19 protein-coding genes are annotated in these 20,041 nt (G+C 50.1%); all 19 read right to left on the reverse strand.

Going from position 1 to position 20,041, the window contains the following annotated elements:
- Window positions 1-22 precede the first annotated feature (22 nt).
- The 19 genes from flhA to EWA64_RS04610 all read right to left on the reverse strand — a co-directional run bounded on the left by flhA (window position 23) and on the right by EWA64_RS04610 (window position 19,920).
- On the reverse strand, window positions 23-2,125 hold the full coding sequence (gene flhA, locus EWA64_RS04520; protein WP_061893393.1) for a flagellar biosynthesis protein FlhA: 2,103 nt from the start codon (window positions 2,123-2,125) through the stop codon (window positions 23-25).
- A 155-nt stretch (window positions 2,126-2,280) separates the two neighbouring features.
- Window positions 2,281-3,411, reverse strand: coding sequence for a flagellar biosynthesis protein FlhB (flhB, locus tag EWA64_RS04525; RefSeq protein WP_061893394.1), 1,131 nt, complete (start codon window positions 3,409-3,411; stop codon window positions 2,281-2,283).
- Between the two features lie 9 nt (window positions 3,412-3,420).
- Complete coding sequence (gene fliR, locus EWA64_RS04530) at window positions 3,421-4,203, reverse strand: flagellar biosynthetic protein FliR (protein WP_061893395.1); 783 nt, start codon at window positions 4,201-4,203, stop codon at window positions 3,421-3,423.
- 12 nt (window positions 4,204-4,215) lie between these two features.
- Window positions 4,216-4,485: a flagellar biosynthesis protein FliQ gene (gene fliQ / locus EWA64_RS04535; RefSeq protein WP_061893396.1), complete on the reverse strand. Its 270-nt coding sequence runs from the start codon at window positions 4,483-4,485 to the stop codon at window positions 4,216-4,218.
- Window positions 4,486-4,497: 12 nt separating this feature from the next.
- Window positions 4,498-5,367 carry a flagellar type III secretion system pore protein FliP gene (gene fliP, locus EWA64_RS04540; protein WP_061893397.1) on the reverse strand — a complete coding sequence of 290 codons (870 nt, stop codon included), beginning with the start codon at window positions 5,365-5,367 and terminating at the stop codon, window positions 4,498-4,500.
- Entirely contained in the window at window positions 5,357-5,776 is a 420-nt protein-coding gene (gene fliO, locus EWA64_RS04545) for a flagellar biosynthetic protein FliO (protein WP_061893398.1), read from the reverse strand. Before fliO ends, fliP begins: the two co-directional genes overlap by 11 nt.
- Window position 5,777: 1 nt before the next feature.
- The gene (gene fliN / locus EWA64_RS04550; protein WP_039430179.1) at window positions 5,778-6,188 is read right to left on the reverse strand and encodes a flagellar motor switch protein FliN; all 411 of its coding nucleotides are present in this window, start codon (window positions 6,186-6,188) and stop codon (window positions 5,778-5,780) included.
- Between the two features lie 27 nt (window positions 6,189-6,215).
- Window positions 6,216-7,262, reverse strand: a complete 1,047-nt coding sequence (gene fliM / locus EWA64_RS04555; protein WP_061893399.1) for a flagellar motor switch protein FliM — start codon at window positions 7,260-7,262, stop codon at window positions 6,216-6,218.
- Between the two features lie 7 nt (window positions 7,263-7,269).
- On the reverse strand, window positions 7,270-7,770 hold the full coding sequence (gene fliL / locus EWA64_RS04560) for a flagellar basal body-associated protein FliL (protein WP_039439954.1): 501 nt from the start codon (window positions 7,768-7,770) through the stop codon (window positions 7,270-7,272).
- Window positions 7,771-7,806: 36 nt separating this feature from the next.
- Complete coding sequence (locus EWA64_RS04565; protein ID WP_061893400.1) at window positions 7,807-9,903, reverse strand: flagellar hook-length control protein FliK; 2,097 nt, start codon at window positions 9,901-9,903, stop codon at window positions 7,807-7,809.
- 91 nt (window positions 9,904-9,994) lie between these two features.
- Complete coding sequence (gene fliJ / locus EWA64_RS04570; RefSeq protein ID WP_061893401.1) at window positions 9,995-10,438, reverse strand: flagellar export protein FliJ; 444 nt, start codon at window positions 10,436-10,438, stop codon at window positions 9,995-9,997.
- A 6-nt stretch (window positions 10,439-10,444) separates the two neighbouring features.
- Window positions 10,445-11,764, reverse strand: coding sequence for a flagellar protein export ATPase FliI (gene fliI / locus EWA64_RS04575; RefSeq protein WP_039430190.1), 1,320 nt, complete (start codon window positions 11,762-11,764; stop codon window positions 10,445-10,447).
- A complete protein-coding gene (gene fliH, locus EWA64_RS04580) occupies window positions 11,764-12,561 on the reverse strand; it encodes a flagellar assembly protein FliH (protein WP_039430193.1) in 798 nt (265 codons plus the stop codon). Before fliH ends, fliI begins: the two co-directional genes overlap by 1 nt.
- A 57-nt stretch (window positions 12,562-12,618) precedes the next feature.
- On the reverse strand, window positions 12,619-13,674 hold the full coding sequence (gene fliG, locus EWA64_RS04585) for a flagellar motor switch protein FliG (RefSeq protein WP_061893402.1): 1,056 nt from the start codon (window positions 13,672-13,674) through the stop codon (window positions 12,619-12,621).
- Complete coding sequence (gene fliF / locus EWA64_RS04590) at window positions 13,667-15,352, reverse strand: flagellar basal-body MS-ring/collar protein FliF (RefSeq protein ID WP_139045614.1); 1,686 nt, start codon at window positions 15,350-15,352, stop codon at window positions 13,667-13,669. The genes fliG and fliF overlap by 8 nt, the downstream gene beginning before the upstream one ends.
- 76 nt (window positions 15,353-15,428) lie before the next feature.
- Window positions 15,429-15,740, reverse strand: a complete 312-nt coding sequence (fliE, locus tag EWA64_RS04595) for a flagellar hook-basal body complex protein FliE (RefSeq protein WP_061893431.1) — start codon at window positions 15,738-15,740, stop codon at window positions 15,429-15,431.
- Between the two features lie 120 nt (window positions 15,741-15,860).
- Window positions 15,861-17,273, reverse strand: a complete 1,413-nt coding sequence (locus tag EWA64_RS04600; protein WP_061893404.1) for a sigma-54-dependent transcriptional regulator — start codon at window positions 17,271-17,273, stop codon at window positions 15,861-15,863.
- A gap of 18 nt (window positions 17,274-17,291) precedes the next feature.
- On the reverse strand, window positions 17,292-18,335 hold the full coding sequence (locus EWA64_RS04605; RefSeq protein WP_039430201.1) for a sensor histidine kinase: 1,044 nt from the start codon (window positions 18,333-18,335) through the stop codon (window positions 17,292-17,294).
- A 121-nt stretch (window positions 18,336-18,456) separates the two neighbouring features.
- Complete coding sequence (locus EWA64_RS04610; RefSeq protein WP_061893405.1) at window positions 18,457-19,920, reverse strand: sigma-54 dependent transcriptional regulator; 1,464 nt, start codon at window positions 19,918-19,920, stop codon at window positions 18,457-18,459.
- Window positions 19,921-20,041 lie beyond the last annotated feature (121 nt).

The following is a 20,041-nucleotide window of genomic DNA, read 5'->3' on the forward strand; positions in this document are numbered from 1 at the left end:
TCCATTTAACAGGGTTTAACTATTAGTTACCCACTGCCTGTACAATGCGGATCTGTTTCTCGTCAGGGATCTCCTGATACGAAAGTACTCTGAGATTTGGTATTGTGTTTTTCACAAACTTCGCCAGAGTTGAACGCAACATGCCGGAGGTCAATAGCACCGCAGGTTCGCCTTTCAGCTCTTGCTCTTGAGTTGCCATACTCAGAGAGGCTTGCAGACGCTCTGCGAGACCAGGTTCAATTCCCGCAGACTCCCCACCTGACGCTTGCATGGTCTGATGCAATATTTGTTCCAGCTCTGGAATCAAGGTTATTACAGGCAACTCAGGTTCTATTCCATTGATTTCTTGGACAATTAGACGTTTCAGTGAGATACGAACTGCTGCTGTGAGAATGTCGGGTTCTTGACTCTTCGAAGAGTACTCAGCCATGGTCTGCACTATGGTGCGAATATCGCGAATTGGGATCGCTTCATTCAGTAGATTTTGTAATACCTTCACCACCACACCAAGCGGCAGTTGGTCAGGGACAAAATTCTCCACCAATTTCGGTGCGCTACGACCCAGCATCTCCAACAGGTTCTGCACTTCTTCGTGACCAAGCAACTGTGAGGCATTATTAGTTAAAAGCTGGCTCATGTGCGTTGCTAACACCGTCGAGGAATCCACTACAGTGTAGCCTAGCGCCTGCGCATGCTCACGCTGCTCTGGACGGATCCAAACCGCTTCGAGGCCAAATGCAGGATCGATAGTCGGTTCGCCATCAATCATGCCATACACTTGACCGGGGTTGATCGCCAGCTCTTGGTCTGGGCGAATTTCCGCTTCCCCGACAGCAACGCCCATTAAAGTAATGCGATAACTGTTGGGCGTAAGCTCAAGGTTGTCACGAATATGCACCGGGGGAATGAGGAAACCAAAGTCTTGCGACAGTTTTTTTCTCACCCCTTTGACCCGCTCTAATAGTTCACCACCTTGGTCCCTATCCACCAAGGGGATCAGCCGATAGCCCACCTCCAAGCCAATGATGTCCACTGGCTGTACATCATCCCAAGAAAGCTCACGTACTGATGGCGCGTTGCTGGTATCAATAACGGCTGGGGTTTTGGGCTGCTTGGCTTTTTGCTTCTGCTTTTTATCGATAAAGTACGCTCCCACAGCCGCAGCAAGCGCTAGTAGCAAAAAGGAGAAATGGGGCATGCCTGGGACAATACCCATCACGCCTAAGATGGCGGCGGTGATCATCAGTGCTTTCGGGTTATCGAACATCTGAAATATCAGTTGCTCACCCATGTCTTCATCGGTGTTTTGCCGTGTCACCATCATGGCTGCTGCAATCGACAAGAGCAGTGATGGGATCTGCGCAACCAGACCATCACCGATGGTCAAAAGGGTATAAATCTGTATCGCTTCAGAAAAACCCAGACCATGCTGCGCCATGCCGATAGACAGGCCACCAATGATGTTGATGAACAGGATCAAGATACCCGCGATGGCATCCCCTTTGACAAATTTGGAGGCACCGTCCATCGAACCGTAGAAGTCCGCTTCTTTGGTTACTTCAAAGCGGCGCAAACGGGCTTGTTCTTGATCAATCAAGCCTGCGTTAAGGTCGGCGTCAATCGCCATTTGCTTACCTGGCAAAGCATCCAAGGTAAAGCGTGCACTCACTTCAGAGATACGTCCCGCACCTTTGGTCACGACCATAAAGTTGATGATCATCAGGATGAGGAACACCACTAAACCAACAGCGTAGTTCCCGCCGATAACCACGTTCCCGAAGGCTTCAATTACGTTACCGGCTGCATCGCCCCCTTCATGACCTTTCAGCAAAACCACTCGCGTCGAAGCAACGTTCAGAGCCAAACGTAACAGCGTTGCAATCAACAACACGGTCGGAAACGCCGCAAAATCGAGTGGACGGCGCGTATAAACGGTCACCAACAACACCACCATCGACAGGGCGATGTTGAAGGTAAAAAACATGTCCAACAGGAACGCGGGGATAGGCAATACCACCATCGCCAGCGTCGCCAGCACCATCACTGGTGCGCCGATTGCAGGCATGGAGCGTTGGGGAATTTTAGGCAACTTATCTGCAAACGGCAGAGTAAATTTTTTAGCCATTACTTCGTCTCGGTTGGGTGGAACTTAACTCGCTTGTCACCTGAAAATGCGGGCACTTAACTATCGGTGAGCAACTTTCAAAGAGCGGAACAAGCAATCTCTGTACCAGAGTTGCGCCAAACAATTGACTGCACAAATCGCTTAAAATTGAATGCTTAATGGCGCATATCTGGCGGAATGGGTAGATCGTAATCCTGTAGTTTTGGCCTGTGTCCACCACGTCTGCGATACTGTTTGAGCTGAAATACGTAGGCTAGGATCTGCGCCACTGCAGTAAATAGCCCTTCAGGAATTTCTTGTTCAAGCTCTGTGGTGTAATAGAGAGCACGCGCTAACGGCGGTGCTGGCACAATGTAAATATCATGCTCACGAGCCACCTCTCGGATCTTCATCGCCATGTGATCAGAACCTTTGGCAACCACCACTGGCGCGCGATCAGTGCCTTGCTTGTAGCGCAGCGCAACCGAAAAGTGCTCCGGGTTGGTAACAATAACATCGGCCGTAGGTACATCCGCCATCATGCGGCGCTGCGCCGCTTCTCGTTGCAACATCCGAATACGGCCTTTGACTTCCGGTTTACCTTCGGTGTCTTTGTACTCGTCTTTCACTTCCTGTTTGGTCATTTTTAACTGATCCGCGTGTTGCCAGATCTGAAACGGAATGTCGATGGCCACGACGATCAGCAAGGAGCAACTGATCAGCAAAATAAAATTGAGCAAAATATCGAGCGAGTGAAAAATATTCTGTGGATAAACATCCATGCTCAGTTGAATCAAATCGGCTTGCGAAGCTTGGATGAGATAGATGGCCACGCCAGTTACCAGGCCGACTTTGAGAATCGATTTGATCAGCTCCACCCAACTCTGCAATCCAACCATGCGCTTTAAGCCACTCAGCGGATTCATTTTAGACAGCTTAGGCATCGCGGCTTCAGCAGAAAAACTGATCCCCCCCACCCCAGCAGCCCCTATGACAGCAGCAATAAAAAGCGTAATGAGGATCAACAGCAACGGCACAAGCAAAGCCGCTATTGCTCCCCCTGCAATATCCAACAGTTTTGCAGTATCGAAAATTTCTTCTCGGGTGAGATCAAATAGCCGCCCCATGATCTTAAATAGAGCGCGAGCTAAAGGCTCACCAAACCACATCAGTGCCACCGCGCCGACGATAAGCACAGAAGCCGAGGCAAGCTCTTTCGAGCGCGCAACTTGGCCTTTTTCTCTTGCTTGTTGTAATCGTCGGGGGGTGGCATCTTCGGTACGTTCTTGACCGTCTGACTCTGCCAAATCAGCCTCCTAGCAGTTTAGCCGAATAAAGCGGCAAATCTGTTCTTCACCTTCTATCCAGTACAGTTCATAGTGGCTGTAAAGGCCAGCAAGAATATACCAACAGAGTAATAAACCCACGAGCAACGCGAAAGCAAAGCCGAGCGAGAAAATGTTTAACTGCGGCGCAGCACGAGTCATCACCCCAAACGAGAGGTTAATCGTCAGCAAGGCAATAATGCCAGAGAGCGACATACTGAGCGCGACTTTAAACATGATGCCAAGCCAGAGCGCGAGTTCACGAAAGTCGACGGCATTGAGCGAGCCGAGACCCACCGGCAAGGTTTTAAAACTGAACACCACCAATTGCAGCATTTTCAAGTGCCCGTCGGTGGCGAGGAAAAACATGGTCGCCAAAAACATAAACAGTTGACCAAGCAAAGGGGTGTTTTGCCCGTTGGCCGGGTCAACCATTGAAGCAAAACCAAGGCTTGATTGCATACCCAAAATTTGGCCAAGCATAACAAAGGTTTGAATCAAAAACTGCGTCACCATTCCCATCGCCACGCCAATCACGATTTGTTCAAACACCGTCAGATAGCCTTGAAAAGAGAGCAGTTCGATCTCTTGGGGTACGGTTGGGAGCGCTGGCATTACCGCAAACGTCACCGCCAGACTGAGGTAAAGGCGGATACGTGGCGAAACAAAACGCGCCCCAGTGACGGTCATCACCATCAACATGGAGGAAATTCGAGCAAAAGGCCAGAAGTAGTTGGCTATCCAGTCAAGGATGATAGTGGTTGGGTACTCCATCTCATCAACCCGTCAATACAGAACCTGAGGCAGGCGTTCAATCAACGAGAAAAAGAACTCCATCATCATCTGTGTCATCCAGTGAGCAAACAGCATCAAAGCCAGTAGCGTGATGATAAGACGCGGCAAAAAGCTCAACGTCTGTTCGTTGATCGAGGTCGCCGCTTGAAAAATCGCCACAATCAAACCGACCAATAAGCTGGGAATAATGATGGCACAGACCATGATCAATACCATCCATAGTGCATCCTGGAATAGCTCAACAAATATTTCAGGTGTCATGCTCTCTCCCTGCTATAAGGCGAAACTGCCAGCCAGCGTCGTCAGAATCAGATTCCACCCGTCAACCAGCACAAACAGCATCAATTTAAACGGCAGCGAAACAATCATTGGCGAGAGCATCATCATACCCATCGCCATCAGCACCGATGCAACCACCAAGTCGATGATCAAAAAGGGCAGGAAGAGCATAAATCCGATTTGGAATGCCGTTTTCAGCTCCGAAGTAATAAAAGCAGGAATCAAGACCGCCATTGATACGTCTTCTGGGTTGGCCACCTGCTCCCCCGACATATTGACGAAGGTTTCCAGATCTTTGACACGGGTTTGCTTGAGCATAAACGCTTTGATTGGTCCCTGAGCGATATCAAACGCTTGTCTCGCGGTCAGTTGCTCGTTTAAGTAGGGCTGCACCGCCTGTTCATTCACTTCATTGATCACCGGCGACATGATAAAGAAAGTCAAAAACAGCGCGATACCAATAATCACTTGGTTTGATGGCGTCTGTTGTAAGCCCATTGCTTGGCGCAATATCGACATCACCACCACAATCCGGGTAAAAGAGGTCATCAATATCACCATGGCAGGCAAGAAGCCCAGCATGGTCATAAGCGCAAGAATTTGCAGCGTGACCGAGTAGTCCTCGCTGCCATCTGGATTGGTGGTCATGGTGAACGCCGGAATGCCGCCGCCTTGTCCTACGCTCATACTGCGGCTTTGCGCAGAGCCATTTTTCATTTCGGAGAGGGTAACGCTGCTACCCGCCGCCAGATTATCCGGCAGAGACGTTTCCTCCGCCTGAGCCAGCGCAAGAGGAGAGAGCAGTGACAACATCAGCAGCCATAAGGTCAGCCACAAAGAAGGGAAAAAGTGTTTACTGTTCATGCTTTTTTAGTAACTGGCTAAATTGCGACGCAAAGGCACTCTTAGCCAGTTCCTCCTGTTTTAACGGCTGTTCTAAACGAGCAATCAGTTGAATGGACTGCGCGGTAATCCCAACGAGAAATTGCTCCTCACCCGCCTGCACCACCGCAATCCGTTCTTTCGTACCAACTGCGATCTGGCTGACGATTTTTAGCCCATGTTGCTGACCAAAGGTCGGAGCTTGCAGACGTTTCATTAGCCAAGCCAGCAATAAGATAAAGGCGATCACCAGCAACAACGAACCGAAGGTGGTCGCTAGACTAAGCTCTGGCGCGCTTGGCGCGGCCCAAACACGAGGAGCACTGAACAACCCGCCCAGTGCTCCTAATCCGGTTATCAGCCGTACTTTGTTTGTCATCGGACTCATCATATCAGCGCAGTTTCTTGATGCGTTCCGTCTGACTAATCACGTCCGTAAGACGAATACCAAACTTGTCGTTTACCACCACCACTTCACCATGTGCGATCAATGTGCCGTTGACCAACACATCTAAAGATTCACCCGCCAAACGGTCGAGCTCAACCACCGAGCCCTGGTTAAGTTGCAGCAAGTTACGGATACTAATTTGTGAACGTCCAACTTCCATTGAGATGGTCACGGGAATGTCCATGATGGTGTCGAGTTTACGTCGCTCATCGGCCGTAATAGGCTTCGACGTATCTTTCAACTCTTCCAGCGGCGCGGCCATCACTTCATCGATGTCAACATCAGGCGCGGAAGGGTCTTCTCCCAGAGCCGCCGCCCACTCTGCTGCCAGCTTCTCATCTTCACTTGATGCCATAGTCATATCCTGTTTTCATTTTCGTTATCAATCTTCATTATCATCGTCACTTTCCAGTTCAGACATGATGTCCTTGCCAAGGAAAGTCAAATCGGTTTTCACCACATGAGGACGTTCAATTTCTTGTGAAATTTGCACGGCTAACTTGTCGTTAGACTGACCCATTTTGACGCGATAGGTTGGCAATTCTTCAACAAACATTACCGCATGTTTGGGCATTTCTATCGGGATCACGTCCCCTGGGCGAAGCTCCATCAGATCACGCAGAGAAATGGTTCTCTCCAGCAAATTGACGCGAAAGTTTACCGGACAGTCCATGATCTCTTCGCGTAAAGCAGAACTCCAACGTACGTCGGTTTCCATCTTATCCGATTGCACACCTGCATCCAGCAGTTCGCGGATCGGTTCCACCATCGAATAAGGCATGACAACGTGAAAATCGCCGCCGCCGCCGTCGACTTCAATATGGAACGAGCTCACCACAATCACTTCCGTCGGACTGACGATGTTGGCCATACTGGGGTTCACTTCAGAGTCGAGGTACTCAAACTCTACCCCCATCACAGGCGACCACGCTTCTTTGTAGTCTTCAAAAACGATTTTTAATAGCAGTTGAATGATGCGTCGTTCGGTTGGCGTGAACTCGCGCCCTTCAATTTTAGCGTGGAAACGGCCATCACCACCGAAGAAGTTCTCCACCAGAATAAACACCAGACGCGCTTCCATGGTAATCAGCGCCGTACCTTTCAAGGGGCGAAAACGCACCATGTTCAAACTGGTTGGTACGTACAAGGTGTTCTGATATTCACCGAACTTCATCATCTGTACGCCGTTGATCGACACTTCCGCCGTTTTTCTCAACATGTTGAACAGGCTGATGCGCATATGACGGGCAAAACGTTCGTTGATAAGCTCCAAAGTCGGCATGCGACCACGGACGATGCGATCTTGCGAGGAGAAGTCGAAGTTAACCGCACCGTCTCGTTCGTTATCTATCGGCTCATCTACCTCATCGACATCATCTACCCCGTGGAGCAGCGCATCAATTTCGTCTTGGCTTAATAAATCGGTCACACGATACCTACTGAATTACAAAATCGGTAAACAGAACTTTCTCAATCACTGGCTGGCCGACCGACTTGGTCAGCGCGGCCTTAATGTCTTCTGTCGCTTTATCACGCAGTTCAACACGCCCGGTTGGTGAACGAAGTTGATCCACCGTCGCCGAGGCAAAAGTAGATAGTAACGAGCTTTCAATCAGTGGCGAATGGTAACGTGCGAGGTTTTCGTTTTCTGAACCGCGCACCATCAATTGGACTTTGATTTGCACCATACGATCCCGGCTATCACCCGTGACATTAAAGACAAATGGCTGAGCAATATTGACGTAAGCGACCGGGTTTTCAATCGGTTTTGCTTCCACTTGCTCTTTGGTCGCCGCCTCTTCTGCTGAGTCGGAGCCCATTAAAAAGAATGCAGCTCCACCGCCACCCAATAACAACACCACCGCAGCGACGATGATAATGAGAAGTTTGCCTTTGCCTTTCGGTGCTTCCTCACCCGTTTGTAGTTCTTCTGCCATGATCTGTTTTATCCCGTAAACTTAACAACTTGTATTTTATGCGTAAAAACTGATTCCATCACGCTTTGATGCCACATTTACATCAAGTTTCATCTCAGGCTCAAGATTTTCATCATTACCAGAGGCAAATCGGCTGGTTTGTTGACCATCGCCTTGTCCACCAGCAGAGTACTGTCGCTGCTGCTGACCAGATGCCTGCTGCTGCACCGAAGAATCCGCCAATTGCATGCCTTGCTGCGCCAGCATTTCTCGCAGGCGAGGCAGGGTTTGTTCAATCATCTCACGAGCTTGTGGGTTACTCACAGTGAAATGTACATGGGCCAAATCGTTATTCATGGTCATGCGGATCTGCATTCGCCCAAGTTCGGGCGGATCAAGACGAATATCCAAATTCTTCAGGTTTTTGGACATCATCATCTGCACTTTTTCTGCAACCTGATCACTGGCCATTTCACGCGTGAGTTGCATTGGCACTTGTGAAGCAGCTTCAGCGCGTACTTGCCCGTTGGTGGTTGGCGCGCCTTGCGCGCTGTAGAGACTGCTGTGAGTTGTGTTGGCGGCACGTTCACTACTCGGCTCGCTCGCTGATTTTCCTTTCAGCGCGGTTAAGCCACTGGCCGCCAACGCCGCTTGTAGCCCTTTTGTTGGCGTCACATTGGGCTGCGCAGTACTCTGCAGCGCGGCCATCGCATTTGGCGCTAAGCCATCAGGTAACCCAGTTGTGGGAGCTTTATCGCCGGTGGGCTGCGCCGTCACTAACGCTTGGGCTGTAGGTTGGCTGTTTTGCAAAGCGCTATGCACCGCCTGAGAGAGCGCCGTGGTGGTTGCGGCCAGTTTTGCGCCGCTCTCCTTGGCACTGTGCGCATTATCTATCGGCGCAGCTTGGTTCCAGTCAATTGCAGCTCGAGGCGCGTTGGCGACCCCGTCACTTCGCAGCGTATTTAATTCCGCATTGCTCGCCGCCACCAGCACAGTGCTTAATGCGGGAAAGGCTGCCAGCACTGCAGGATCTTCGACTTGCAGCTGGCCATCAAGTAGCCCTTGCAGGATCTGCTGATCTTCCCCATTGAGCGCTTGCTCTGTCGCTAACTTTTGTTCAATTTCGGCTAAACGCGGCGCAGGAACTAGCATCACTGGCAGCTCAGAGGAAACTTGCTGCTGAAGGTTTAGAGGAATCTCATCTTGTGCTTGCATCTGCAACCCGGCAGTTGCGTGCCACTCAATTTGCCCATTGGTCATTTGAGCGGCCGTAGCAGGATCAGCAGCAAGAGTTTCCAGCGGCAAAGCTCCTGCGGCAACGCGAGACGCTGACAGCGCCTGAGGCGGTAACTGAGCCGATGTGGATTGAAGTGAACTTGCTGCAGAAGACGGCAAAGAGTCTGCGCTTTGGCGACTGACGCCAACTTGCGCCGAGCCAGGCAAAGAAGTGGCCTGTTCTGCGGTGAGTGGATTTGCGTTAAGCGCCATCGCATCTCCTTCCTCTAACTGAAGACTTGGCAATCCATCCGCTGAATTGTGAGGCGATACGGCCTCAGCGACTGCTTTTGTCGGCAATGCTTTGCCACCGTTTTTAGGCTGCAAAGTGGCATTAGCTTGCTCCAACTGGCCAAGAATTTTTGAGCCTTCATGCATGACGCTCTCTTGCACCGCTTGTTCTTCGCTGCCAGCTTTTGTCGAGGAATTGCTCTTTGCTACGCCTACATCAGCCGCAACATCATTGGTTGTTTGAGCGTTTGTGGAGGATGTTGCCGCTACAGTCTCGCTCTGCCCTGCAGAAGATACCTGTACCTCAGACTGAGCAGAACCCTCTGTTTGCGTCTTTCCCACCTGTAACAATTCATCGCTGCTTTCCGCGTCTTCAAGCGAAGCGCCATCGACAGCTTCGCCTCCACTGTTTTGTGTGGCTTCAGATTCAGCGGTGAGATGTTCTGCTTTAAGAGGCGCCCCATCTTTAACGCTGCTGTCGGTTTTCTCAGCTTTCTTGTCGTCCGTTTGCCCAGAAAAGACTTTGGCGAGAGTTTGAAGAAAACCGCCTGATTCGGCCACCTCACCAGTGACTTCTTTGCTTGAAGCTTCAGCTGTCGTTCCTGCTGTTTTACCTGTTATAGATACCGATTGCAGATTTACATTCATAGTCACAGTCTCTTCGCAGCACTTATTGGATAAGCGTCAGTGGGGATTTTAGGCAGTTAACTTGCAAGAAACACGCCATTTTGAGAGCTGATTAATAATGCGGTTTGCGCCTAGCGTAACTAAGGGTCGAAAACTCGTCCATTTGCTTCTGCTCTCGTTTAGCTTCGGCTTTCTGTTTCTCTTGTTGCTTTCTTTCGATCATCCATTCATAGGATTTGCGCTGCTTGCGTACCTCTAACCAATAGTGCTCACTATTTTCCACTTGCTGTTTGAAGTGCGCTTCTGCTCCGCGCTGTTTTGCCAACGTTTCGTCAAGCTGGTTGAGAAAGCGGTTGAGATGGACAAACTGACTGGCACTCAAACCGCTTTTTCCGCGCTCGACCAGTTGCTGGCAGTAGTCGAGGCGATATTTTTCGATCTGCTCCACCTGCTGGTAGTAACTTTCTAATTCGGCTTTCGCTTTGTTTAAGGTCAGAACCGCTTGGTTCTCCCTCTCTTTGGCCTGCTCAAGCAGAAAGTCCATCGCGTTTTCCATCCGTGATTACACTCCCAACACGTTTTTTAGCATGTTGACACACATGGCGTACGGCACCGTCTCTTTCATTTGCTGCTGCAAATAGGCATCCAATTTTGGCTTGAGGGTAAAGGCGCTATCGATGGCTTGATCCGTTCCCGGCTTATAGGCACCGATTGACACCAGATCTTGATTTTTCCGACAAATAGATAAAATCTGCCGTACGGCTTTAGACATCAACACATGCTCGTCGGTGGTGATCTGCGGCATCACACGACTGACCGATTTTTCAACGTCGATGGCTGGGTAATGGCCCGCATCGGCCATTTCACGTGACAATACGATGTGACCATCGAGAATCGCTCTCGACGCATCGGCAATCGGATCTTGTAAGTCGTCACCCTCGGTAAGCACAGTGAAGAAGGCAGTAATCGAGCCTTGTTGTGGGCCACCATTGCCCGCACGTTCAACCAGCGCAGGTAACTTGGCGAAAACCGACGGTGGATAACCTTTCGTCGCTGGCGGCTCTCCCACAGAGAGCGCGATTTCACGCTGCGCCTGTGCAAAACGCGTCAGAGAGTCCATCAGCAGCAATACATCCAGCCCTTGATCACGAAAGTATTCCGCAATCGTCAAGGCTGTTTGACACCCTTTGAGGCGCATCAGTGGCGAAGCATCCGCAGGCGCGGCAACCACTACCGAACGTTTACGACCATCTTCTCCGAGGATCTCCTCAATGAACTCTTTAACTTCGCGTCCCCGCTCACCAATCAGCCCAACCACTACAACTTGTGCCGTGGTGCCGCGCGTCATCATTCCAAGCGTGACCGATTTACCCACACCAGAACCGGCGAATAGCCCGATACGCTGCCCCTTACCGACGGTCAGCAAACCATTAATCGCTTTTAATCCGACATCCAGCGGTTCAGTGATCGGTTTGCGCGCCAAAGGATTCATCGGTTGGGCATTGAAAGAAGCACGGTGCTCAGTATAAATCGGCCCCAATCCATCAAGCGGATTGCCCACGCCATCAATCACTCGGCCAAGCAATTCCATGCCCACAGGCAAACCGCTTTCACCCGTTAATGGCGTCACTTTAGCACCAGGCAAAATTCCCGTGATCTGTTCGCTGGGCATCAAAAACAGGTTATCACCGGAGAAACCAACCACTTCGGCCTCCATTTGCCCGGTCATCGTTTCAACCAAACAGAGGCTACCGATAGGCGCGCGACAACCGGTCGCTTCTAATGTCAAACCAATCACGCGCACCAATTTACCAGCGGCAACTGGGCGTGTGGTCAACCCTTGTACTTTGTAACTTTTCAGTCGCTCCGCCAGCGAGATCATTATTCGCCTCCGTGGTGACGATTAGTGCCACAGAAATTTTGTATCACGTGTTTGATGCGCTCTTCCATGCGATAGCTGACGCTCGACTCGCCAGCTTCAATCTGCACATCGCCACGATTAAGTGATGGCTCAGAGACCAGTGTCCAGTTGCGAAACGCCAGATCGTCTTCACCATACGAGGAACGAACAATCTCGGCATCTTCAGGATTCAGATGCAAAGTGATGGGATGACCAGCGATAGGCAAGCTCTCTACCGAGGCTTTAATGGTATCAAGAATGATCTGCGGGTTGGTCTGCACCTCAACGTGAACCACCTCTTTCACCAAGCAAAGCACCATGTCCACCAGTTGCTTTTCAACTTGGTTGCTCATCAGCTCCAGTGGCTGAGCAAATTGATTGGCGAGGCTAACAAAGGTTTCAACTTGTTGTTTAACATGCTCTTCACCGGCGGCGATGCCTTCCGCTTTACCTTGTTCTAGCCCTTCTGCTTGACCGACCGCAAAGCCCTCTTCCTTACCTTTTTCAAAACCTTGCTTGAAGCCAGCCTCTTGACCTTGAAATAGCCCTTCCTGATAAGCCCCTTGCTTGATGAGTTCGATTTGTTCTTCGGTTAACTCAAGAACTGGCTCTTCTTCTGCTTTCTCAAAGTCGGGCATCCAGCCGGGGTCATAGTTAAAAGCGGTCTCTTTCGCTTGTTTGTTTACCTCAGCACCGTAATCCGGCAGGCCCCAGCGTTTTGGCTGTGGGACTGCGTCATCTTCGCCGGGACGAATAAAACCACGTTTTCTTTCCGCCATGCACTTACACCTTTGTACAGAAAACAACGCCCCGAAACGGGGCGAGGAAATAATCGATTAGAGGAACTCGTCTGCGCCACCGGAGAGCATAATTTCGCCACTGTCGGCCAGTCGCCTTGCGATAGCGAGGATCTCTTTTTGCGCAGCTTCCACGTCGGCTACCCGCACTGGCGGCATCGCTTCGATATCGTCGCGCATCATCTCAGCAGCACGTTTCGACATGTTCTTGAAGATCTTGTCGCGCAAACCATCGTCGGCGCCTTTGAGTGCTTTTTGCAGCACGTCCTGAGGAACATCACGCAGCAACTTCTGAATACCTTGGTCGTCCACTTCGATAAGGTTTTCGAATACGAACATCAGATCTTGGATCTGCGTTGCCAAATCTTCGTCCTGATCGCGGATCTGCTCCATCAACAAGCCTTCGACGTTGTTGTCGAGGTAGTTCATGATTTCGGCCGCTGCTTTCAGGCCGCCAATTTTCGCCGCCTGCGCACCCGCTTGACCAGCAAACTGCTTCTCCATGATTTCGTTCAGCTCTGCCAGTGCAGACGGTTGAACTTCTTCTAAGTTAGCGATACGCATCATCAAATCCAAGCGTACCCGCTCTGGGAACTGGGAGATGATTTCCGCTGATTGATCCGCTTCCAGATAGGACAATACTATCGTTTGAATTTGTGGGTGCTCGTTAACAATGATGCTCGCCACTTGTCTTGGGTCCATCCACTTCAAGGAATCCAGACCTTTAGAGCCTGTACCGAGAAGGATTTGATCGACCAAGTTATTGGCTTTGTCTTCACCCAGTGCCGCGATCAGCGCATTACGCATAAAGTCTTCGCTGCCCATACCAATATTGGTGTACTTCTGGATATCTTCCAGAAACGCTCGGTGCACCGCCGATACTTTGTCTTGGCTGAGATCTTTGGCTTTCGCCATGGCACTCCCCACCCGTTGAACCTGCTTTGGCTCTAAGTGACGGATAATTCCAGCCGCATCTTGCTCATTGAGACTCAGCAGCAAAATCGCTGCTTTTTCTTCACCAGTGATGGTCGAAATATCGACTCCTGTTGAATCCATCTCGCCGCTTGCTTCCTGATTTGCAATTTCGTTAGCCATTCGTCATCCAATTCTTCACAACTTGAGCCGCCAGCTCAGGTTCGTTTGCAACCAATGCACGCACTGCTTTCAACACATCTTCATCTTTGTGCAGATTTGGCAGGTCGATGCTTGACCCAAATTCAAACAACTCACTACTTTCGATGTCACTGCCAATCAAGCTGGTTTCACCGTCGGCGCCAATCGGCAGGCCATCAGGCCCGTACATTTCGTTTTCATCGTCACTCGCAGGGTTGAGCAGTTTCTTCATCGCTGGACGAATCAACACCAACACCACCACAATGATCACCAAGGCACTTGCGAACCAGCGCACCCAGTCGTTGAAGTTTGGATGTTCCCAAATCGGTACGTCAGCCAGCTTTTCCGGTTCCTGTTCAGCAAACTGCATACTTAATACATTGAGTAAGTCGCCGCGGTTTTCATTAAAACCGACCGTACCAATCAGCACTTGGCGGATAGCATTAATTTCCGCTTCACTACGAGGAGTATAGGTGACACTGCCGTTATCCGGATTGACCGCTGCGCGATCTTTGATCGCCACTGACACCGTCTGACGTGTCACGATACCAGTCTGCTTGCGTTCATGACTGATGGTGGTATCGAGCTCAAAGTTACGCGTCGACTCTTTGCGCACCGAACCTTGCCCCGTCACCGAACCGTCTTTCATTTGAGCGACATCTTGCGGAATAGAGGCATCTGCCGGCGGCTGGTTACTGAGCGCACCCGGCACACCCGCCACCATGTTGGCGTTGTTGTAATCTTCTAACGCATACTCACTGCGCGTGGCTGGGGTATTGGGGTCAAACGCCTTTCGTGTTTGCTCGACCGCACTAAAGTCCATTTCAATATCAACTTGCGCGGTGTAATTGCCAAAACCCAAAATAGGAATAAGCACAGAGTCAATTTTTTCTCGCAGCATCTGCTCTTGGCTGCGCTCTAACTCTTGCTCTTTGCGCCGAGCTGCGGAGACTGGATCTTGTGAACCCGAGTTTAGTAATCGACCATGTTGATCCGTAACGGTGACACGAGAGGTTTTCATGCCCGGTACGGCGCTCGCCACCATGTCGACAATCGAATCCACCTCTTGCTGTTTGAGGTTGGCACCGGTACCTAAGGTCAAAAATACCGAAGCGGAAGCCTCTTGATTGTGGCGCACAAACACGCTTTGCTTCGGCAAGGCAAGCAGCACACGCGCTTTACGCACTTGCTTCATCTCTTCGATGGCTTTGCCTAGCTGCCGTTCACGGCTGAGTTTCAAACGCTCTTGTTCTAGACGTTGCGAAACGCCAAAGCCCATGTCTTGCAGCAGAATATCGTCACCGGCTTGGGTACTTTGATTCAGGCCAGAGCGAACCATATCCAATTTAATCGAATTAAACTCGCTGCTTTCCACCAAAATGGTGTTGCCATCCAGTTTGTAATTGATTTTTTGTTGATCGAGATGATCGAGAACCGGGATCAGTTCTTCGGTTTCGAAAATGCCCAACGGACGCATTTCGGGCTCTTTTACCCAGAAAAACAGCATGACGATCAACGCCACACAGATGGAAATGGAAACCACAAGAACAATCTGACGCAACAGATCAAGATCACCAACGGCCATATCAAATTTGGACGAACTGCGCTCATCCAAATCGGGGTTTTGTCCGTCGAGATCCATGTCTGATTGAGCAACCATAGCGTTGTTGGATGCTCCATCAGTAACAGTCAGATCCGTTGATTTATTCTCTTCAGCCACAATGTACTACCTAAATTCAGACTGGCATATTCATGAGGTCTTTGTATGCCTCAATCAGTTTGTTTCTTACCTGCAAGGTGGCCTCAAACGCCACACTGGATTTGTTTCTAGCAATCATCACATCAGAGAGCGATACATCGGCGTCGCCACGATCAAAACGGGTTTGCAAATCACTGGATGATTTTTGTAACGCGTTCACATTATTGATGGCCTGATTCAGTATATTGCCAAAATCAGCGCTGACTTTCGCCCCTGTTGCTGGTGTAGATGCGTTGGTCGCTTCCAGCATCATGGCGCGCATTTCGCCTTGTAATCCGTCAATTCTCATCTTCACCTCAACGCCAAAAGTTTGACCAGACATTTCGCTGTAATATTGACAACGCAATTAGCATGCCATACCAAAGACACAGTTTACCCTTTCTTGACTAAACTGACCAACAGCGAACACTCATCCCGGGATATCGATACCAGCATCACGCATCTTGGCCAATTTGTAGCGCAAAGTTCTCGGGCTGATACCCAGTTTTTCCGCCATCTCTTTACGGCGACCTTGGCATTCAATCAAAGTCTCTAAAATGATGGCATACTCTTGATCTCGTAATTCGCTACCTAAGCTATCTCCGCCAACGATACTACGGCTAAACGCATCAGGCTGCGCGACCGGTTTGACGTCCGGCACTACGGCATCGCTGGTTTGCTGCACCACATTTTGCAAACTGTTGGCGTCTTGCCAATCTACCCCTTCTAACAGGATATGATCCTGCTCGATATCGCTGTTTTCACTTAAGATGAGGGCGCGCTGCACCACGTTGTCTAGCTCGCGCACGTTACCCGGCCAAGGATAATGCGTAAGTTTGTCCAGCGCTTGAGGTGAAAAACGAGGTACCGCAATCCCCTGTTTCATGCAGTGACGCTCTGCCAGATGTTTGGCGAGCGGTACGATATCCCCTTGGCGCTCACGTAACGCAGGCCAAGTCAATGGGAAAACATTCAGACGGTAATACAAATCCTCTCGGAAATTCCCTTCGGAAACATACTGCTTTAAGTCACGGTTACTGGTGGCTAGGACGCGCACATCCAACTTGATGCTCTTGCGACTACCCAGGCGCTCCACTTCTCGCTCCTGCAGTACGCGCAGCAGTTTGGCTTGCAGGTTGAGATCCATTTCACTGATCTCATCGAGTAGAATCGTACCACCTTGCGCCTGTTCAAATTTGCCCGGGCAAGCTTGCACTGCGCCAGTGAACGCCCCTTTTTCGTAGCCAAACAAGGTGGCTTCTAGCATGTTATCCGGGATCGCGGCGCAGTTAATCGCAACAAATGGCCCGTCTTTACGCAGCGACGCATTGTGAATGTAGCGCGATAACACTTCTTTGCCCGAACCACTTGGGCCAAGCACCATCACGTTGGCGTCGGTGCGCGCGACTTTGTCGGCCAGCGCAAGCAGTCGTAAGCTCTTTTCATCCGCCACTACCGCGTCACCATTGTCGTCCGATTTGACAGGAGCGTAACGGCTGACCATATTGAGCAACACTTCTGGCGCGAAAGGCTTGGCCATGTAGTCAATCGCCCCTTCTTTCATCGCTGACACGGCGTCTTCAATGTTGGCATACGCCGTCATCAGCAACACCGGCAAATTTGGCCAGTTTTGCTTGATGCTACGCAATAGTGCGAGCCCACCCATGCCGGCCATTTGTACGTCAGAGACCACAATATCCACCGAATGGGCTTTGAGTTTGAGTAGTGCATCTTCGGCGCAATCTGCTTCGAGCCATTCATACCCCGCTAATGCCAATGTATCGACCAGCGCTTCGCGCAGACCTTCGTCGTCTTCTACGATTAACACCTTGCTTTGAGCCATTTCAGATCTCCAATGTGGTTAATTCTCTGCTTCCGTCGAAGCAAGCTGATTGCGCTCAAGAGGCAGGCACATGGTAAAACACGCGCCATCGCCCTCTTCAGAAAGTAGTTCTAGCCGTCCATCATGGGCACGACACACCATTTGCACCACGGCTAACCCAAGGCCTGTGCCTTGTGAACGAGTAGTGAAAAAGGGTTCCATAATCTTATTTTGTAATTCTTTCGGTACGCCCGGACCGCTGTCTTGCACAGAAATGCGTAGCTCACCATTGACTGGGCGGAAATAGACATCGATCTGGGCTTCTTTTCCGGCGATCTGGATAGCATTCATCACCAGATTACTCAACGCAGAAGCGATAGCATTCACATTGCCGAGTATTTGCGTCTGCTCACCTTCCACTTCTTGGCAGTAGTCAATCTGGTTGCTACGCAGCGCGGTTTCGACCATGGGTTGATATTCACTCACCAGTTGCTCGATAGTAAACGGCTTGATGACTTTATTGTCTCCCCCCTTGGCAAACAACAGCATATCATTGACCTGCTTTTCCAAATCTTGCAAGCGATCCATCAACTTGGATTGAAAACGCTCCCGCGTAGCACTGGGCAAATTTGGCGCTCCCAAGTTCGATGCATAAAGCATAGCACTGGAGAGCGGGGTTCTGACTTGATGGGCCAGCGACGCAACCATTCTGCCAAGCGATGACAAGCGTTGCAAATCACTCACTCGCGACTGTAACAGGCGAGTTTCGGTGAGGTCGGTAATTAGAATCAATTGGCCCGTTGCCGACGCCGAGATAGCCAAGCGCACTTTGCGTCCATTACGCAGCGACACTTCGTGTCCATCATCGTCACGCGGGGCAAACGCGGCTTGAATAATAGAAAACCACTTTTCGTTCACCAGTGGCACTTGCAGGATACGATGCGCCTCGGGATTAGCTTCTCTGACCACCCCTTGAGTATCGAGCAAAATAACACCCGCGGGCATCACATCCAAAACCTGTTTGTAACGTTCTACCTGACTTTCTACCGAATCTAAGTGAGACTGATTGATGAGGTTATCCATGGAGTGTCGAATTCTCGCCTATAAAACTACAATAGCCTGTCACGCAAAATGCATGCCAGGCTATTGTTTATATTTTTCAATACGTTAACAGAGAGACAAGAAGTTGACGCCTCATAAGAGGTTAACGCTGCATGTTGTACTTACGCATTTTCTCAACTAATGTCGTCCGACGCATCCCAAGCATGTCCGCCGCACGCGCAACCACTCCACCTTGCGCTTCTAGCGCTTGGTTAATCATGTTCACTTCCAACTCCGCCAACAACTCTTTCAGGTTCACCCCTTCCGGCGGAAGAGACTGCGGTGCGTTGAGATTGCTGTCAAAATCACTTTTCTCAGAAAAATCAAAATGCTCAGAAAAAATATCCTCCAACACATCTCGCTCCTGCTCTTCAACAGAAGCAAACGAAGAGAGCTCTGGCTGAAACTCCGGAATATCGCTGTAGCGATACTTGGTTGGCAAGTGATTGACATCCACCAAACTGTTGGGATAGAGGATTACCATCCGCTCGACCAGATTGGCGAGCTCACGCACATTACCGGGCCAATCATGCTCCATTAAGGAATTGATCGCTCTAGGAGTGAAACAGATGGGCTGTCCACCCTCGGCTTGCAAACGGCTCATCAACTCTTGCAACAACAGCGGGATATCTTCTTTGCGCTCTTTCAACGCTGGCATTTCAATTGGGAAAACATTTAAACGGTAGTAGAGATCTTCACGGAATTTCTCGTCGTCAATCATGCTTTCCAGATTGCGATGTGTCGCGGCGATAACACGCACATTCGCTTTTAACGTCGCATTGCCTCCGACGCGTTCAAAACAACGCTCTTGCAATACGCGTAAGAGTTTTACTTGCATCGCCATTGGCATGTCGCCAATTTCATCTAAGAAAATGGTGCCACCATCGGCTAGCTCAAAGCGCCCTTTGCGTGTGGTTAGCGCGCCAGTAAATGAGCCTTTTTCATGTCCAAAAAGCTCGCTTTCCAACAAATCAGGTGGAATCGCACCGCAGTTGATCGGCACAAAAGGGCCATTACGACGTGTAGAATGGTAGTGAATATTACGTGCAACCACTTCTTTGCCCGTGCCTGATTCTCCTAGAATCAGTACGTTGGCTTCCGTATCCGCCACCTGTTCGATCAGATGACGTACCTCTTGGATGCCCATACTTTGACCAACCAAACTACGGAAAAGGGTATTTTTACGCGCAGAAGCAACAACATTAACCCCTTTTCTGCCAAGGAATTCTTTGCAGTGCCTGAGTGCTTCACTGAGTTGCGGATAATTTAGCGGGAATTCCAGTTCACCAATCAAGTTTGGCATGTCGTCAACCGGATGCGCGAAATCGCCCATAACCAGTAAAGGGATATGATGTGCCGCGTGGAGTTTAGCCATCACCGCTGCCAGTGAACGATCATGCACATAGCCAACGATCACACCCGACCATACCGTTGACCAATCAACACTTTCTATCTGAGCAGAAGGGAGTGCTTCGCAATTTTCCCCAACAAATTCCAATATATTGCTTAAATTAAGACGATTTTTCTCATCATCTTCGATTACAAGCAGCTTTGCCAAACCTTGCATAAGTACGAATAATTGCCTTTGTTTATGGTATGTTGCGGCCAGATCTTGAGGTACGGTAATAAGTGAGCCTTCTATCAGCTTCACTCAACTAACGATAGACAAAACAGAAAATTCAGCAACA

It is taken from the genome of Vibrio cidicii, from assembly GCF_009665415.1.
GTDB classification, from domain to species: Bacteria; Pseudomonadota; Gammaproteobacteria; order Enterobacterales; family Vibrionaceae; genus Vibrio; species Vibrio cidicii.

Coding starts and splice junctions, on each gene's coding strand:
- flhA (WP_061893393.1), bottom strand. CDS start 2,125: ATGGCTAAAAAATTTACTCTGCCGTTTGCAGATAAGTTGCCTAAAATT.
- fliR (WP_061893395.1), bottom strand. CDS start 4,203: ATGGAGTACCCAACCACTATCATCCTTGACTGGATAGCCAACTACTTC.
- fliQ (WP_061893396.1), bottom strand. CDS start 4,485: ATGACACCTGAAATATTTGTTGAGCTATTCCAGGATGCACTATGGATG.
- fliP (WP_061893397.1), bottom strand. CDS start 5,367: ATGAACAGTAAACACTTTTTCCCTTCTTTGTGGCTGACCTTATGGCTG.
- fliO (WP_061893398.1), bottom strand. CDS start 5,776: ATGATGAGTCCGATGACAAACAAAGTACGGCTGATAACCGGATTAGGA.
- fliN (WP_039430179.1), bottom strand. CDS start 6,188: ATGGCATCAAGTGAAGATGAGAAGCTGGCAGCAGAGTGGGCGGCGGCT.
- fliL (WP_039439954.1), bottom strand. CDS start 7,770: ATGGCAGAAGAACTACAAACGGGTGAGGAAGCACCGAAAGGCAAAGGC.
- EWA64_RS04565 (WP_061893400.1), bottom strand. CDS start 9,903: ATGAATGTAAATCTGCAATCGGTATCTATAACAGGTAAAACAGCAGGA.
- fliJ (WP_061893401.1), bottom strand. CDS start 10,438: ATGGAAAACGCGATGGACTTTCTGCTTGAGCAGGCCAAAGAGAGGGAG.
- fliI (WP_039430190.1), bottom strand. CDS start 11,764: ATGATCTCGCTGGCGGAGCGACTGAAAAGTTACAAAGTACAAGGGTTG.
- fliH (WP_039430193.1), bottom strand. CDS start 12,561: ATGGCGGAAAGAAAACGTGGTTTTATTCGTCCCGGCGAAGATGACGCA.
- fliG (WP_061893402.1), bottom strand. CDS start 13,674: ATGGCTAACGAAATTGCAAATCAGGAAGCAAGCGGCGAGATGGATTCA.
- fliF (WP_139045614.1), bottom strand. CDS start 15,352: ATGGTTGCTCAATCAGACATGGATCTCGACGGACAAAACCCCGATTTG.
- fliE (WP_061893431.1), bottom strand. CDS start 15,740: ATGAGAATTGACGGATTACAAGGCGAAATGCGCGCCATGATGCTGGAA.
- EWA64_RS04600 (WP_061893404.1), bottom strand. CDS start 17,273: ATGGCTCAAAGCAAGGTGTTAATCGTAGAAGACGACGAAGGTCTGCGC.
- EWA64_RS04605 (WP_039430201.1), bottom strand. CDS start 18,335: ATGGATAACCTCATCAATCAGTCTCACTTAGATTCGGTAGAAAGTCAG.
- EWA64_RS04610 (WP_061893405.1), bottom strand. CDS start 19,920: ATGCAAGGTTTGGCAAAGCTGCTTGTAATCGAAGATGATGAGAAAAAT.